Origin of the sequence: Streptomyces sp. NRRL F-6492 (genome assembly GCF_001280125.1) — a bacterium.
Lineage (GTDB): Bacteria > Actinomycetota > Actinomycetes > Streptomycetales > Streptomycetaceae > Streptomyces.
Map to the genome: position 1 here is coordinate 27,599 of NZ_LGEG01000057.1, position 14,049 is coordinate 41,647.

The following is a 14,049-nucleotide window of genomic DNA, read 5'->3' on the forward strand; positions in this document are numbered from 1 at the left end:
CTCGACCGGATGACCGGGAAGCGCACCGGCACGCGCCCGCCCCGCACCGGCCCGCCCCGCGCCCGCCCGGTCCACGATCCCGGCCGTCAGACGCGTCCCTCCGACAGCACCCCCCTCAGCTGTTCGAGACCCCAGTCCAGGTCCTCCTTCGAGATCACCAGCGGCGGGGCGATCCGGATCGTCGAGCCGTGGGTGTCCTTCACCAGGACCCCCCGGTCGAGCAGCCGCTCCGAGATCTCCCGGCCCGTGCCCTTCGACGGGGCGATGTCCACGCCCGCCCACAGCCCGCGCCCCCGCACCGCCTCCACCGCGCCGTCGCCCACGAGGAGGCCCAGCTCCGCGTGGAGGTGCTCGCCCAGCTCCGCCGCCCGCTCCTGGTACTCGCCCGTCCGCAGCATCGCGACCACCTCCAGGGCCACCGCGCAGGCCAGCGGGTTCCCGCCGAAGGTCGACCCGTGCTCGCCCGGCCGGAAGACCCCGAGCACGTCCCGGTCGGCCACCACCGCCGACACCGGCACCACCCCGCCGCCCAGCGCCTTCCCCAGCAGGTACACGTCCGGCACCACGCCCTCGTGGTCGCACGCGAACGTCCGCCCGGTGCGGCCGAGTCCCGACTGGATCTCGTCCGCCACGAACAGCACGTTCCGCCGCCGGGTCAGCTCCCGCACCCCCGGCAGATAGCCGGCCGGCGGCACCAGGACCCCCGCCTCGCCCTGGATCGGCTCCAGGAGCACCGCCACCGTGTTCTCGGTGACCGCCGCCTCCAGCGCCGTCAGGTCCCCGTACGGCACGATCTCGAACCCCGGCGTGTACGGCCCGAAGTGGTCCCGCGCCTCGTGGTCCGTGGAGAAGCTCACGACCGTCGTCGTCCGGCCGTGGAAGTTGTTCGCCGCCACCACGATCTTCGCGTGCCCGTCCGGCACGCCCTTCACCTCGTACCCCCACTTCCGGGCCGTCTTCACGGCCGTCTCCACCGCCTCCGCCCCCGTGTTCATCGGCAGCACCGCCTCCTTGCCGCACAGCTCCGCGAGCCGCGTGCAGAAGTCGGCGAACCGGTCGTGGTGGAAGGCCCGCGAGGTCAGCGTCACCCGGTCCAGCTGGGCCTTCGCCGCGTCGATCAGACGCCGGTTGCCGTGCCCGAAGTTGAGCGCCGAGTACCCGGCGAGCAGGTCCAGGTACCGACGCCCCTCGACGTCGGTCATCCAGGCGCCGTCCGCCGAGGCGACGACGACCGGAAGGGGGTGGTAGTTGTGGGCGCTGTGCGCCTCCGCGGAAGCGATGGCGTCTTCTGTCCTCGACACGGGATCTCCGTTCGTCCTGCGGCCCGGGGCGGGTGCGGCCCCTTTTCCTATCGTCGCTCGCATGCCGGACGGGGAAACCTCCGACACGTCGCGCCCGCTAGGGTGGCGGCACGCACGGCGACTGGCGTACGGGGAAGCGACCCCGGGGAAGTCGTGCGCGGCAGACCACACGAGGCGCCGCCCGCCTGGGCGTCCCGGGACCGAAGTCCCGCGTGGCGCCGCGCCTCACGCAGTGCCCCGGGACCCCGCCCACGCCCGGAGGACACCACCGTGACCACCACCGCCGTTGGAACCACCACCACCGCCGTTGGAACCGCCGCCGCCCACCCCGCCCTCGCCGCCGCCGACCCCGAACTCGCCGCCCTCGTCGGCGCCGAGGAGCGGCTCCAGGCCGACACCCTGCGCCTCATCCCCAGCGAGAACTACGTCTCCGCCGCCGTCCTCGAAGCCTCCGGCACCGTCCTCCAGAACAAGTACAGCGAGGGCTACCCCGGCCGCCGCTACTACGAGGGCCAGCAGAACGTCGACCGGGTCGAGACCCTCGCCGTCGAGCGCGCCAAGGCCCTCTTCGGCGTCGACCACGCCAACGTCCAGCCCTACTCCGGCTCCCCGGCCAACCTCGCCGTCTACCTCGCCTTCGCCGAGCCCGGCGACACCGTCATGGGCATGGCCCTGCCCATGGGCGGCCACCTCACCCACGGCTGGGGCGTCTCCGCCACCGGCTCGTGGTTCCGGGGCGTCCAGTACGGCGTCCGCGCGGACACCGGCCGCGTCGACCTCGACGAGGTCCGCGAACTCGCCCTGAAGGAGCGCCCGAAGATCATCTTCTGCGGCGGCACCGCCCTGCCCCGCACCATCGACTTCGCCGCCTTCGGCGAGATCGCCCGCGAGGCCGGCGCCGTCCTCGTCGCCGACGTCGCCCACGTCGCGGGCCTGATCGCGGGCGGCGCCCACCCCTCCCCGGCCGGCCACGCCGACGTGATCTCCACGACCACCCACAAGACCCTGCGCGGCCCGCGCGGCGCCATGCTCCTGTCCCGCGAGGAGCACGCCAGGGCCCTCGACAGGGCCGTCTTCCCCGGCCTCCAGGGCGGCCCGCACAACCAGACCACCGCCGCCATCGCGGTCGCCCTGCACGAGGCCGCCCTGCCCTCCTTCCGCACCTACGCCCACGCCGTCGTCGCCAACGCCGAGGCCCTCGCCGAGGCCCTCCTCGCCCGCGGCTTCGACCTGGTCTCCGGCGGCACCGACAACCACCTGATCCTCATGGACCTCACCTCCCGGCAGGTCCCCGGCAAGACCGCCGCCAAGGCCCTCGACCGGGCCGGCCTCGTCGTCAACCACAACACCGTCCCCTTCGACCCCCGGAAGCCCTTCGACCCCTCCGGCATCCGCATCGGCACCCCCGCCCTCACCTCCCGCGGCCTCGGCACGGAGCACATGGACCGGGTCGCCGACTGGATCGACCGGGGCGTCACGGCCGCCGCCGGGGGCGACGAGGACGCCCTCGCCGCGATCCGCGCCGAGGTCGCCGACCTGATGGCCGCCTTCCCGGCCCCGGGCCTGCCGGTCTGATCCCGCCTGATCCGGCCTGATCCCGCCTGATCCGGCGACCCGCCGACAGCGCCGGAGCGGGGGCGCGGACCGTCGCGCGCGCTGTGTTCCTGGTCTCATCCACCCCAGGTCACGGCCGCCGCGACCGGAACCGCGCCCCCGCGCGCGTACCACTGACGCATCGGTCGGGCGGGGACCGGTCCCGCACCTGAGAGAATGATGTGCATGGCCTTTGACAGCCCGCCCGTCGCCCACCACCACCCTCAGGGGAATGGCTCCGCCATGCAGCATCGTCCGCGCGTGCTCTCCGGAATCCAGCCCACCGCCGGCTCGTTCCACCTCGGCAACTACCTCGGCGCCGTCCGCCAGTGGGTCGCCCTCCAGGAGACCCACGACGCCTTCTACATGGTCGTCGACCTGCACGCGATCACGGTCCCGCAGGACCCGGCCGAGCTGCGCGCCAACACCCGGCTCGCCGCCGCCCAGCTGCTCGCCGCCGGCCTCGACCCGGACCGCTGCACCCTCTTCGTCCAGAGCCACGTCCCCGAGCACGCCCAGCTCGGCTGGGTCATGAACTGCCTCACCGGCTTCGGCGAGGCCTCCCGCATGACGCAGTTCAAGGACAAGTCCGCCAAGCAGGGCGCCGACCGCGCCACCGTCGGCCTCTTCACGTACCCGATCCTCCAGGTCGCGGACATCCTGCTCTACCAGGCGAACGAGGTCCCGGTCGGCGAGGACCAGCGCCAGCACATCGAGCTGACCCGCGACCTCGCGGAGCGGTTCAACGGGCGCTTCGGCGACACCTTCACGATCCCCTCGCCGTACATCCTGAAGGAGACGGCGAAGATCTACGACCTCCAGGACCCCTCGGTCAAGATGAGCAAGTCGGCGTCCACGCCGAAGGGCCTCATCAACCTCCTGGACGACCCGAAGGTCACCGCGAAGAAGGTCAGGAGCGCCGTCACCGACACCGACACGGTGATCCGCTTCGACCCGGTGGAGAAGGCCGGCGTCTCCAACCTCCTCGGCATCCTGTCCACCCTCACCGGCACGAGCGTCGCCGACCTGGAGAGGGACTACGAGGGCAAGATGTACGGCGCCCTCAAGACGGACCTCGCCGAGGTGATGGTGGACTTCGTCACGCCGTTCCGGACCCGCACCCAGGAATACCTGGACGACCCGGAGACGCTGGACTCGGTCCTGGCCAAGGGCGCCGAGAAGGCCCGCGCGGTCGCCGCCGAGACCCTCGCGCAGACGTACGAGCGGATGGGCTTCCTGCCCGCCAAGCACTGAGTCCGAGGACCCTGGCCACGAGGGTGGTGCAGGCCGCACACTGGCGGCTGCACCACCCGTACACGAGACGCACCGGACAGACGCACCGGACGACGGAGGAGAACGACGTGGGGACCGTAACGCTCGGCGTTTCGATCGCGGTCCCGGAGCCCTACGGCAGCCTGCTCCAGGAGCGGCGCGCCGGCTTCGGGGACCGGGCCGCGCACGGCATCCCCACCCACGTCACCCTCGTCCCGCCGACCGAGGTCCCCCGGGAGCTGCTGCCGGAGGTCGAGGCCCACCTCGCGCGCGTGGCCACCGGATACCAGCCCTTCCCGGTGCGCCTGAAGGGCACCGGGACCTTCCGGCCGCTCTCCCCGGTGGTCTACGTCAAGCTCGCGGAGGGCGTCACCCCCTGCGACCGGCTCCAGCAGCGGATCAGGGACGAGGCCGGGCCGCTCGTGCGCGCGCTCCAGTTCCCGTACCACCCGCACGTCACCGTGGCGCACGGCATCTCCGAGGAGGGGATGGACCGGGCGTTCGAGGAGCTCGCCGGCTACGAGGCGGCCTGGACCTGCCGCTCCTTCGCCCTGTACGAGCAGGGCGCGGACGCGGTGTGGCGGAAGCTGTGCGACTACGAGTTCGGCAGCGGCCACCCGACCCGCGCCGTCCCGGCCCAGGGCGGCAGCCCGGTCGACACCCCGACGACGACGCCGAGCGCCTGAGACCGGGCCCGGGGACCTACACCGGCAGCCGCCGGTACAGCGGCCTCGGCACGTGCCGCACCGCCGACGTCACCATCCGCAGCGCCCCCGGCACCCACACCGTCTCCGAGCGGCGCCGCAGCCCCAGCTCGATCGCGCCCGCGACCGCCTCCGGGGTGGTCGCGAACGGCTCCTCCGGGCGCCCCGCCGTCGCCCGCGAGCGCACGAACCCGGGCCGCACCACCATCACGTGCACCCCGGTGCCGTACAGCGCGTCCCCGAGCCCCTGGGCGAAGGCGTCGAGCCCCGCCTTCGAGGAGCCGTAGATGAAGTCGGCGCGGCGGGCCCGCTCGGCCGCCACCGAGGAGAGCACCACGAGCGAGCCGTGCCCCTGCGCCTGGAGCGCGCCCGCGCACACCAGGCCCGCCGAGACGGCGCCGGTGTAGTTGGTCCCGGCGACCCGGGCGGCGGCGACCGGGTCGGACTCGTCGCGCGCCTGGTCGCCCGGCACCCCGAAGGCCAGCAGCACCACGTCGACGTCGCCCTCCGCGAAGACCGGGCCGAGCCGCTCCTCGTGCGACCCGGGGTCGAGCGCGTCGAAGGGCACGGTCCGCACCTCGGCCCCCAGCGCCCGCAGCGACGCGGCGGCGGCGTCGAGGGCGGGGGAGGGGCGGCCGGCCAGCCGGACCGTACGGGTGCGCCGGGCGATCATCCGGCGGGCCGTGGCGAGCCCGATCGCGGACGTGCCGCCGAGGACGAGCAGGGACTGCGGTGCGCCGAAGGCGTCCTTCACGATCAGCTCCTAGGGGGTGTCTTGTCGATCGGGCCGGATCAGGGAGCGGCGTCCGGTGCCGTGCGTCGCAGGGCGGAGGAGGGAGTCGACGCGGTGGGGGCACCTCCCGTGCCCGAAGGGCTACGGCGGAGTCGGCGAGTGACGGCGACGCGGCGAGGCGCGGTGCCGGGCGCCGCGAGCCCGGCACGGTCGGCAAGACACCCCCTAGAGACCGAGACGGCGGGAGAGGTCCGAGACGAGGACGGACCGGGGGTCGAGCGCGGCCCGCAGCTCCCGGAACGCGCCGAGCCGCGGATACATCGCGGCCAGGACCTCCGGCCGCGCCCGCGCGTCCCCGGCCAGGCTCACCCGGCCGCCCGCGTCCGCGACCTCCTCGTCGAGGGCGTCGAGGAAGGCACCGAGCCCGGGAAGCCCGGTGGGCAGCTCCAGGGCCAGGGACCAGCCGGGCAGGGGGAAGGAGAGGAGGCCAGGACCGCCCGGACCGAACCGCTTGAGGACGGCGGGCAGGACCGGCCAGCGCCGCTCCGCGATCCGCCGCACGATCCCCCGGAGCGTCTCCTCCCGCCCGTACGGGAGGACGAACCGGTACGGGACGCGGCCCTCGGGCCCGTACAGCCGGTTCCAGTGCGGGACGGCGTCGAGGGGGTGGAAGACGCCGGACAGCGGCCGGAGCCGGCCGGTGGCGGCGCGGGGCGCGGCCCGGTGCCAGAGCGCGCCGAAAAGCCCCGCGGAGGCGCCGCCGAGCAGCCCGCCGGGGACGTGCGGCGGCGGGGCGGGCAGCCGGACGGGCCGGAAGGCGAGCGGCGCGCGGCGGGCCGGGTGCCGGCGGGGCAGCGCGTCGTACGGGGTGGGGTTCCCGCGCGTCAGGACGGCGCGGCCGGTGGCGGCGCCCCGGGCGAGCAGGTCGATCCGGGCGGTGGAGTGCTGGTGGCGGTGGTCGCCCCCGGCGAGCAGGGCGAGGAGGGCGTCGAGGTCGCGGGCGCGCTCGGTGTCCACCGTCATCAGGGACGTCTCGACGGCCGGCAGCCGCAGGACGGCGGAGAGGACCACGCCGGTCAGGCCCAGACCGCCGGTGGTGGCGTCGAAGAGCGGGGTGCCGGGCAGGACGGTCCTGACCTCCCCGTCGGCGGTGAGGAGTTCGAGCGAGACCACGTGCCGGCCGAAGGAGCCGGCGACGTGCTGGTTCCCGCCGTGGACGTCGCCGGCGATCGCGCCGCCGACCGTCACGTACCGGGTGGCGGGCACGACCGGGACGAACCGGCCGAGCGGCAGCAGGACCTCCATCAGCCGGTGCAGGCTGACGCCCGCCTCGCAGACGACGAGCCCCGCGCGCGGGTCCACGGCGCGGATCCGGTCGAGACCGGTCATGTCGAGGACGGTGCCGCCGGCGTTCTGGGCGGCGTCGCCGTGGGCGCGCCCGAGACCGCGCGCGATCACGCCCCGGGCGCCGGGGGCCCGGAGGGCGGCGGCCACCTCGGCGACCGCCTCGGCGGGGCCGCGGGGCCGGTGCACGCGCGCGAGGGTGGGGGCGGTGCGGCCCCAGCCGGTGAGGGCTTCGCAGTCGTCGTCCGGGACGCGGGTCTCGACAGCCATGGAGCGACCGTATAGGCGTCGGTGCCCGTTATGTCGGCATTGCTCCGCACGGCTCGACGGTTCGCCGAAAGGGTGATGATCCGACAGGGAGGGGTCCGGAGGGGAATCCCGGCCCCCGTCGCCATGTCGATCACGCATACACCGCCCCGATGGGGGGATTCTCGTACTCCGGTCACCCGCGCAGCGCACGGATCGAGGGGTACACCCATCACATGGACTGGCTGACCAAGCTCCCCGTCATCGGCCCCTGGGTCGCCCGTTTCATGCGCACCCACGCCTGGCGCGCCTACGAGACCCTCGACCGGGCCCACTGGACCCGCCTCGCCGCCGCCATCACCTTCCTCTCCTTCCTCGCCCTCTTCCCGCTCATCACCGTCGCCGCCGCGGTCGGCGCCGCGCTCCTCAGCGACGAGCAGCTCGACCGGATCGAGGACAAGATCGGCGAGCAGGTCCCGGGCATCTCCGACCAGCTGAACATCGGCGCGCTCGTCGACAACGCCGGCACCGTCGGCATCGTCGCCGGCGCCCTGCTCCTCTTCACCGGCATCAGCTGGATCGGCTCCATGCGGGAGTGCCTGCGCGCGGTGTGGGGCCTCGACGACATCGAGGGCAACCCGGTCCTGCTCAAGGGCAAGGACGCGATCGTCCTCGTCGGCCTCGGCGGCGTCGCCCTCGCCTCGCTCGCCGCCTCCTGGCTCGGCTCCACCGCCGTCGGCTGGAGCGCCGAGCGGATCGGCGTCTCCGAGGGCGGGGCGGGCGGCGTCCTCCTCCAGACCGCCGCCGTCCTCGTCGGCGTCGTCGCCGACTTCCTGATCCTGATGTACGTCCTGTCCCTGCTGCCCGGCGTCGAGCCGCCCCGCCGGGCGCTCGTGGTGGCCGCCCTCATGGGCGCGGTCGGCTTCGAACTCCTCAAGCTGCTGCTCGGCGGCTACATGAAGGGCGTCGCGGCGAAGTCGATGTACGGGGCGTTCGGCGTCCCCGTCGCCCTCCTGCTCTGGATCAACCTCACCGCGAAGCTGCTGCTGTTCTGCGCGGCCTGGACGGCCACGGCCGCGGACCGGAAGAAGGAGGCGGACCCCGGCCTTCCGGAGGCTACCGACCCTCGCCCCGGTCCCGGCGACGCACCGCCGCCACGGCCAGCGGCCAGCGGCGGTTGACCAGGAAGCCGGCGCCCGCGAGGAACACGAGGACCCCGCCCGCCACGGCCAGCGCGGTCCCGACCCCGCCGGTCCGCCCGGCCGCGACCGCCTGGACGGGCCGCGCCGAGGCGTCCCCGCCGGACGTGGGGTCCGCGCCGACCGGCGCGGACGTCTGCGTACGGGCCGAGCGCGGCGGCACCAGCTCGCCCACCGGCTTCACCTTCCCGAGCGCGGCGAAGCCCCAGTCGAACAGCCGGGCGGTCTCCCGGTAGACCGCGTGCTGCTCCTTCGAGGACGGGTTCATCACGGTGACGAGCAGCACCCGGCCGTTGCGCTCCGCGACCCCCGTGAAGGTCGCGCCCGCGTGCGTGGTGTTGCCGTTCTTGACCCCGGCGATGCCCTGGTAGGGCGGGACGCCGAAGTCGCCCGTGAGCAGCCGGTTGGTGTTCTGGATCTCGAAGGACTCGCGCTTCTTCTCGCCCGGCTTCTGTATGCCGGGGAAGACGGCGCGGGGGGTGGCGGCGTACTCGCGGAAGTCCGGCTTCGTCATGCCGTTGCGGGCGATGAGGGTGAGGTCGTACGCGGAGGAGACCTGGCCCGGGGCGTCGTAGCCGTCCGGGGTGACCACCTTGGTGTCGAGCGCCTGGAGCTCGGCGGCGTGGTCGTTCATGTCCTTCACGGTCCGCGCGAGCCCGTGGTTCATGTTCGTCAGGACGTGCACGGCGTCGTTGCCGGAGCGCAGGAAGACGCCGAGCCACAGGTCGTGGACGCTGTAGGTCTGCTTCTCCTTGACGCCGACCAGGCTGGAGCCCTCCCCTATGCCCGCCAGGTCCTGAACGGTGACCAGGTGGTTCTGCGTCTTGGGGAACTTGGGCAGCAGGGCGTCCGCGAAGAGCATCTTCAGGGTGGAGGCCGGGGCGAGCGGCCAGTGCGCGTTGTGCGCGGCGAGGACCTGGCCGTTCTCCGCGTCCGCCACGATCCAGGACCGGGCCGACAGCTCCTTCGGCAGCACCGGGGCCCCGGCCCCGAGCCGCACCTGCGTACCGGGCACGCCGAGCAGGGCGCCACCGACCTCGGACATGACGAGGGGCGGCTTGGGCTGCGTGTCCCGGGCGTCCTTCCCGTCCGCGTGGGCGGCGGGCGCGGCGAGGACGAACGGCAGGAACACGGCGGCGGCGACCGCCCAGGCGGCCTTCTTCGAAGCAGACACGGTCGTGAACGTACAGGTACGGAACAGAGATCCGAACTCCGGCAGGCGGTTCGAACCCCCTCGTCCACCCGGACGCGGGGGGCGGAGGGCCGACGGCGATACGGAGGGCATGAAGCTCAGCCGTCGCGTCTCCTGGTTCCCGCTCGGGTTCGGGGTGTGGAGCTGGTTCATCTGGATCACTTTCTACATGCGGCTGACCATTAGGGCTTCAACGACAGAGAAGAGCAGGTGAGAGAGCTTGACCCCCTTCGTTTCGCCCGTGGGAGCCGAGCATCTGGACACGGTGCGGGTGGCTGTCTACGCCCGGCAGCCCAAGGCGCGCCCCGACTCGTCCGAAGCGTCGCCGGAGGCGCAGGTGGCAGCCGGCGAGGCGCTGGCCGTCAGCCGGGGTTGGGAGGTCGTTCACACGTTCAAAGACGTCGGTAGGTCCGGTTGGGATCCCCATGCCGTGCGTCCGGCTTTCGAAGACCTCATGTCCGCCGTGCGCGCGGGTGAGGTCGACGTGGTGGTGGTCAACGAACCGTCCCGGCTGACTCGCAAGGGCGCGCACGACGCGCTGGAGATCGACAAGGAGTTCAAGAAGTACGGAGTCCGTTTCGTCTCCGTACTGGAGCCCTTCCTCGACACCTCGAACCCGATCGGCGTCGCGATCTTCGCGCTGATCGCGGCACTCGCGAACGCCTTCCCGGCGGGGCCCTCACCGCGACCCAGCAGCCGATCAACCGGGTCCTGTCGGCGGCCCGGGCACCGGTCGAACGCAGCAACGCACGGCTGAAGTCGTGGCGGATCTTCCGCCGGGCCCGCTGCAGTCCCCATCGCATGACCGCCATCGCCGCTGCGGTCCCCACCCTGGAGCGTCAACGCCGAAAAGGCTCACCGAGCGGGACGACTCCCCGGCGGCCACGTCTGTGCGCTTCCCCCGCGACGCAGGGGCGGGGTTCCTACCTGCCCGCGTTCGCTCGCACGCCCCTCAGTCCGATCACGCCGACGGCTGTCCCCAGGACGAACGACGTGACGGCGAGGGCGAGGTGGACCCAGAAGTACGCCGTCGGATCCCCCGCGTCGTCGAAGGCGAGACCGCTCCCGTCCTTCCAGAGGTTCTTCGCGAAGGTCACCCAGATCACCCAGGACCAGACGCCGAACGCGAGCAGGAACCAGGAGACGCGGCGGCTGAGCTTCATGGGGTGTCCTTCGGGGAGGGCGGGGCATTCCTTGCCAGTATCGAACGGCCCCCGCCGGGCTCCGAAGGCGGGTCTCTGTACGCTGGGCCCGGCTGCGCGCGGATCGACTTCATCGAGAACCCCCGGGACGACGGGAGCGGCCTCGCCTTCGACGAAGCGGGCGATCCGGCGGCCCTGCGTCCACGGGCCGCGTGGGGTGCGCGCCGCGCGGGCGCCTAGAAGAAGAAGGAGTTCCGGGGCGTGGTCGTCTTCCTGCTGGTCCTGGTCGTGGTCCTCGCGCTGCTCGGCGCCGTCCACTGGTACGTGTGGCGGCGGCTCGTCCGCGACGTGACGGCGCCCGGCGGCCTGCCGCGCCGGCTGGGTACGGCCGCCCTCGTGGCCCTGCCGCTGCTCTCGCTCGCCGCCCTGGTCTCCGCCCGCGCGGGCGTGCCCTTCCGGCTCCAGCAGGTGATCGCCTGGCCGGGGCAGATGTGGCTCGCCGTGCTCCTGTACCTGGTCCTGGCCCTGGTGGTGGGCGAGGCGGTCCGCCCGCTCCTGCGCGCCGGGCTCGCCCGCCGGGCGCCGGGCGCCCCCGCTCCGGCGGTCCCCGAGCCCGTACCCGTGGCGGTGGCCGCCCCGGACGCCCCGACCGGTCCGGTGGACCCGGTCTCCCCGATGGACCCGTCCGCCCCGGCCTTCCCGGACGCCCCGCCCGCCCCCGCCGACCCCTCCCGGCGGCTCTTCGTCTCCCGGGTCGTCGGCGGCGCCGCCGCCGCCGTCGCGCTCGGGACCGTCGGGTACGGCACGTACGGCGTGCTGCGCGGGCCCCGGGTCAAGCGGGTCACCGTGCCGCTCGCCAGGATCCCGCGGGCCGCGCACGGCTACCGGATCGCCGTCGTGTCCGACGTCCACCTGGGGCCGATCCTGGGCCGCGCCCACACCCAGCGCATCGTGGACACGATCAACTCCACCCAGCCCGACCTGATCGCGGTCGTCGGCGACCTCGTCGACGGCACCGTCGAGGACCTCGGCCCCGCCGCCGAGCCGCTCGCCCGGCTCCGCGCCCGCCACGGCTCCTTCTTCGTGACCGGCAACCACGAGTACTTCTCGGGCGCCGACGCCTGGGTCGACCACGTGCGCGAACTCGGCCTGCGTCCGCTGCGCAACGAGCGCCTGGAGATCGCGGCCGGCTTCGACCTCGCGGGCGTCGACGACGTCGCGGGCGAGAGCGAGGGCGGGGGTCCCGACTTCGTCCGCGCCCTCGGCGACCGCGACCGGGCCCGCGCCGCCGTCCTCCTCGCGCACCAGCCGATCGTCGTCCACGACGCCGTGCGCCACGGGGTGGACCTCCAGCTCTCCGGCCACACCCACGGCGGCCAGCTCTGGCCCGGCGAGTACCTCGCCGATCTGGCCAACCCGACCGTCGCCGGGCTCGAACGGTACGGCGACACCCAGCTGTACGTCTCGCGGGGCGCGGGCGCCTGGGGTCCCCCCGTCCGGGTCGGCGCCCCCTCCGACATCACCGTCGTCGAACTCGCCTCGAAACAGGCGTAAAAGGGGCCGGTCACTCCGTGCACCGAGAGTGATACGTGCTGCTCATCGACTTAAATTCTCATATCCCGGACATATACCTGTGGTGTGAAAGTTTTCTCTTCCGCTTGTGAAGACCGTGTGATGGGATGACGCCATCGCGACGTTTCCGGGGGGCCGTCGCACCTGGGGCGGCACCAAAAAAAGGAAGCACGGCAATGCGGTCGACGGTCCGTCTGCGGATCCTCATCACTTGTGGAGTACTGGTGGCGGCCGGAGTGGGGGGCTGGCAACTCCTGCCCTCCGACGGCGTCAGGACCGATCCGATCGCCGTCGGCACCACCGACGAGATCACCTCCCTCGACCCGGCCGGCGCCTACGACGCCGGCTCCTGGGCGATCTACAGCAACGTCTACCAGTCGCTCCTGACGTTCAAGCAGGGCTTCACCGAGCCGGTCCCGGACGCCGCCGAGAGCTGCGGGTTCGCGGGCTCCGGCCTCACCACGTACCGGTGCACGCTCCGCGACGACCTCACCTTCTCCAACGGGCGCAAGGTGACCGCCGAGGACGTCGAGTACTCCTTCGAGCGGATGCTGGGGATGAAGACGGACGTCGGTCCGCAGCCGCTCTTCCCGACCCTGAAGAGCGTCGACTCCGAGGACCGCACCGTCACCTTCCACCTCAGCGCCAAGGACGTCACGTTCCCGCTGAAGCTGGCCACCGGCGCCGGTTCGATCGTGGACCGCGAGCACTACCCGGAGAAGAGGCTGCGTCCCGACGACGCGGTCGACGGATCGGGGCCGTACGTCCTCAAGGAGTACAAGCCCGGCGAGTCCGCCCTCCTGGAGCCCAACCCGCACTACAAGGGCGCCGTCACCAAGGCCGGCCGCCCGGTCCTGGTGAAGTACTACGCCAAGTCCGAGGAGCTCGCCGACGCCTGGAAGGCGAAGGACGTCCAGGTGACGCACCGGCAGCTCCCGCCGGACTTCGTCTCCGGGCTGGAGACCTCGGACGGCACCCGGGTCACCGAGGCCGAGAGCGCCGAGATCCGCAACATCAACTTCAACGTCCGGTCCGGCTCGCCCATGGCGGACAAGGCCGTCCGGCAGGCCGTCGCGGCGGTCCTCGACCGCCCGGCGATCACCACCGGCGCCTACAAGGGCACGGTCGAGCCGCTGTACTCCCTCATCCCGCAGGGCTTCGTCGGCCACAGCACCGCGTTCTACGACCGCTACCCGGAGCCGAGCGGGAAGAAGGCGGAGCAGATCCTGGAGGCCGCCGGGGTCAAGACGCCGGTGGCGTTCACCTTCGGCTTCCGCAAGGACGACACCTACGCCGCCGAGACCACCGAGATCAAGCGGCAGCTGGAGGAGACCGGCCTCTTCGAGGTCGAGACCGTCGAGGTCAAGTGGGAGGACTTCCAGAAGCGGTACGCGCAGGGCGCCTTCGACGCGTACACCGTCGGCTGGCTCCCCGACTTCCCCGACTCCGACAGCTTCACCGCGCCGCTCGTCGGCACCGGGAACACCCTGCACAACGGGTTCTCCAGCAAGCGGATCGACTCCCTGATCGCCTCGACGCAGCAGCTCAGCGACCGTTCCAGGGCGACGGGCGACTTCAAGGAGATCCAGAACGAGGTCGCCGCCGACGTCCCGCTCGTGCCGCTGTGGCAGAAGAAGGACTACGTCCTGTCCACGGAGGCGGTCGCGGGCTCCCAGGCCCTGACGGACGGCACCGGCATCTGGCGCCTGTGGGAACTGAGCTGGATCTAGCGGATCCTCCGTGGGGCCGTG

Annotated in this window: 11 protein-coding genes and 2 pseudogenes; 8 read left to right on the forward strand and 5 right to left on the reverse strand. The window is 73.0% G+C overall.

What is annotated here, in order from left to right; all coding sequences use genetic code 11:
• Nucleotides 1-86: 86 nt before the first annotated feature.
• A complete protein-coding gene (rocD, locus tag ADL08_RS07190; protein ID WP_053641224.1) occupies nt 87-1,301 on the reverse strand; it encodes an ornithine--oxo-acid transaminase in 1,215 nt (404 codons plus the stop codon).
• A gap of 270 nt (nt 1,302-1,571) precedes the next feature.
• Here rocD and glyA point away from each other — a divergent pair, with 270 nt between their 5' ends.
• From glyA to ADL08_RS07205, 3 genes are all read left to right on the forward strand, one after another.
• Entirely contained in the window at nt 1,572-2,876 is a 1,305-nt protein-coding gene (gene glyA, locus ADL08_RS07195; RefSeq protein ID WP_053641225.1) for a serine hydroxymethyltransferase, read from the forward strand.
• A 261-nt stretch (nt 2,877-3,137) separates the two neighbouring features.
• Nucleotides 3,138-4,148, forward strand: coding sequence for a tryptophan--tRNA ligase (gene trpS, locus ADL08_RS07200; RefSeq protein ID WP_053641226.1), 1,011 nt, complete (start codon nt 3,138-3,140; stop codon nt 4,146-4,148).
• A gap of 107 nt (nt 4,149-4,255) precedes the next feature.
• Nucleotides 4,256-4,852, forward strand: a complete 597-nt coding sequence (locus ADL08_RS07205) for a 2'-5' RNA ligase family protein (RefSeq protein ID WP_053641286.1) — start codon at nt 4,256-4,258, stop codon at nt 4,850-4,852.
• Nucleotides 4,853-4,868: 16 nt separating this feature from the next.
• On the opposite strand, the gene ADL08_RS07210 is transcribed toward ADL08_RS07205, so the two are convergent.
• Both ADL08_RS07210 and ADL08_RS07215 read right to left on the reverse strand, forming a co-directional pair.
• Complete coding sequence (locus ADL08_RS07210) at nt 4,869-5,624, reverse strand: decaprenylphospho-beta-D-erythro-pentofuranosid-2-ulose 2-reductase (protein WP_053641227.1); 756 nt, start codon at nt 5,622-5,624, stop codon at nt 4,869-4,871.
• A 204-nt stretch (nt 5,625-5,828) separates the two neighbouring features.
• Nucleotides 5,829-7,217 carry an FAD-binding oxidoreductase gene (locus ADL08_RS07215; protein WP_053641228.1) on the reverse strand — a complete coding sequence of 463 codons (1,389 nt, stop codon included), beginning with the start codon at nt 7,215-7,217 and terminating at the stop codon, nt 5,829-5,831.
• A 212-nt stretch (nt 7,218-7,429) separates the two neighbouring features.
• Here ADL08_RS07215 and ADL08_RS07220 point away from each other — a divergent pair, with 212 nt between their 5' ends.
• A complete protein-coding gene (locus ADL08_RS07220) occupies nt 7,430-8,374 on the forward strand; it encodes a YihY/virulence factor BrkB family protein (RefSeq protein ID WP_053641229.1) in 945 nt (314 codons plus the stop codon).
• Here ADL08_RS07220 and ADL08_RS07225 read toward each other — a convergent pair.
• Nucleotides 8,310-9,566, reverse strand: coding sequence for a D-alanyl-D-alanine carboxypeptidase family protein (locus tag ADL08_RS07225; RefSeq protein WP_234352033.1), 1,257 nt, complete (start codon nt 9,564-9,566; stop codon nt 8,310-8,312). The two genes, ADL08_RS07220 and ADL08_RS07225, sit on opposite strands and share 65 nt — an antisense overlap.
• 289 nt (nt 9,567-9,855) lie before the next feature.
• Here ADL08_RS07225 and ADL08_RS07230 point away from each other — a divergent pair.
• Together ADL08_RS07230 and ADL08_RS37550 are read left to right on the forward strand one after the other, a co-directional pair.
• A pseudogene (locus tag ADL08_RS07230) lies at nt 9,856-10,185 on the forward strand (recombinase family protein); the annotation flags it as partial.
• A gap of 65 nt (nt 10,186-10,250) precedes the next feature.
• A pseudogene (locus ADL08_RS37550) lies at nt 10,251-10,430 on the forward strand (transposase family protein); the annotation flags it as partial.
• Nucleotides 10,431-10,507: 77 nt separating this feature from the next.
• Here ADL08_RS37550 and ADL08_RS37970 read toward each other — a convergent pair.
• Nucleotides 10,508-10,747, reverse strand: coding sequence for an SCO4848 family membrane protein (locus ADL08_RS37970; protein ID WP_053641231.1), 240 nt, complete (start codon nt 10,745-10,747; stop codon nt 10,508-10,510).
• 240 nt (nt 10,748-10,987) lie between these two features.
• Between ADL08_RS37970 and ADL08_RS07245 the strand changes: the two genes are divergently transcribed.
• Together ADL08_RS07245 and ADL08_RS07250 are read left to right on the forward strand one after the other, a co-directional pair.
• Nucleotides 10,988-12,280 carry a metallophosphoesterase gene (locus ADL08_RS07245; protein WP_053641233.1) on the forward strand — a complete coding sequence of 431 codons (1,293 nt, stop codon included), beginning with the start codon at nt 10,988-10,990 and terminating at the stop codon, nt 12,278-12,280.
• Between the two features lie 194 nt (nt 12,281-12,474).
• Entirely contained in the window at nt 12,475-14,028 is a 1,554-nt protein-coding gene (locus ADL08_RS07250) for an ABC transporter substrate-binding protein (RefSeq protein ID WP_053641234.1), read from the forward strand.
• Nucleotides 14,029-14,049: the final 21 nt, after the last annotated feature.

What these genes read in the sequence shown, in the direction of transcription:
- trpS (WP_053641226.1), top strand. Translation starts at nt 3,138, where the DNA reads ATGCAGCATCGTCCGCGCGTGCTCTCCGGAATCCAGCCCACCGCCGGC.
- ADL08_RS07215 (WP_053641228.1), bottom strand. Translation starts at nt 7,217, where the DNA reads ATGGCTGTCGAGACCCGCGTCCCGGACGACGACTGCGAAGCCCTCACC.
- ADL08_RS07220 (WP_053641229.1), top strand. Translation starts at nt 7,430, where the DNA reads ATGGACTGGCTGACCAAGCTCCCCGTCATCGGCCCCTGGGTCGCCCGT.
- ADL08_RS37970 (WP_053641231.1), bottom strand. Translation starts at nt 10,747, where the DNA reads ATGAAGCTCAGCCGCCGCGTCTCCTGGTTCCTGCTCGCGTTCGGCGTC.
- ADL08_RS07250 (WP_053641234.1), top strand. Translation starts at nt 12,475, where the DNA reads ATGCGGTCGACGGTCCGTCTGCGGATCCTCATCACTTGTGGAGTACTG.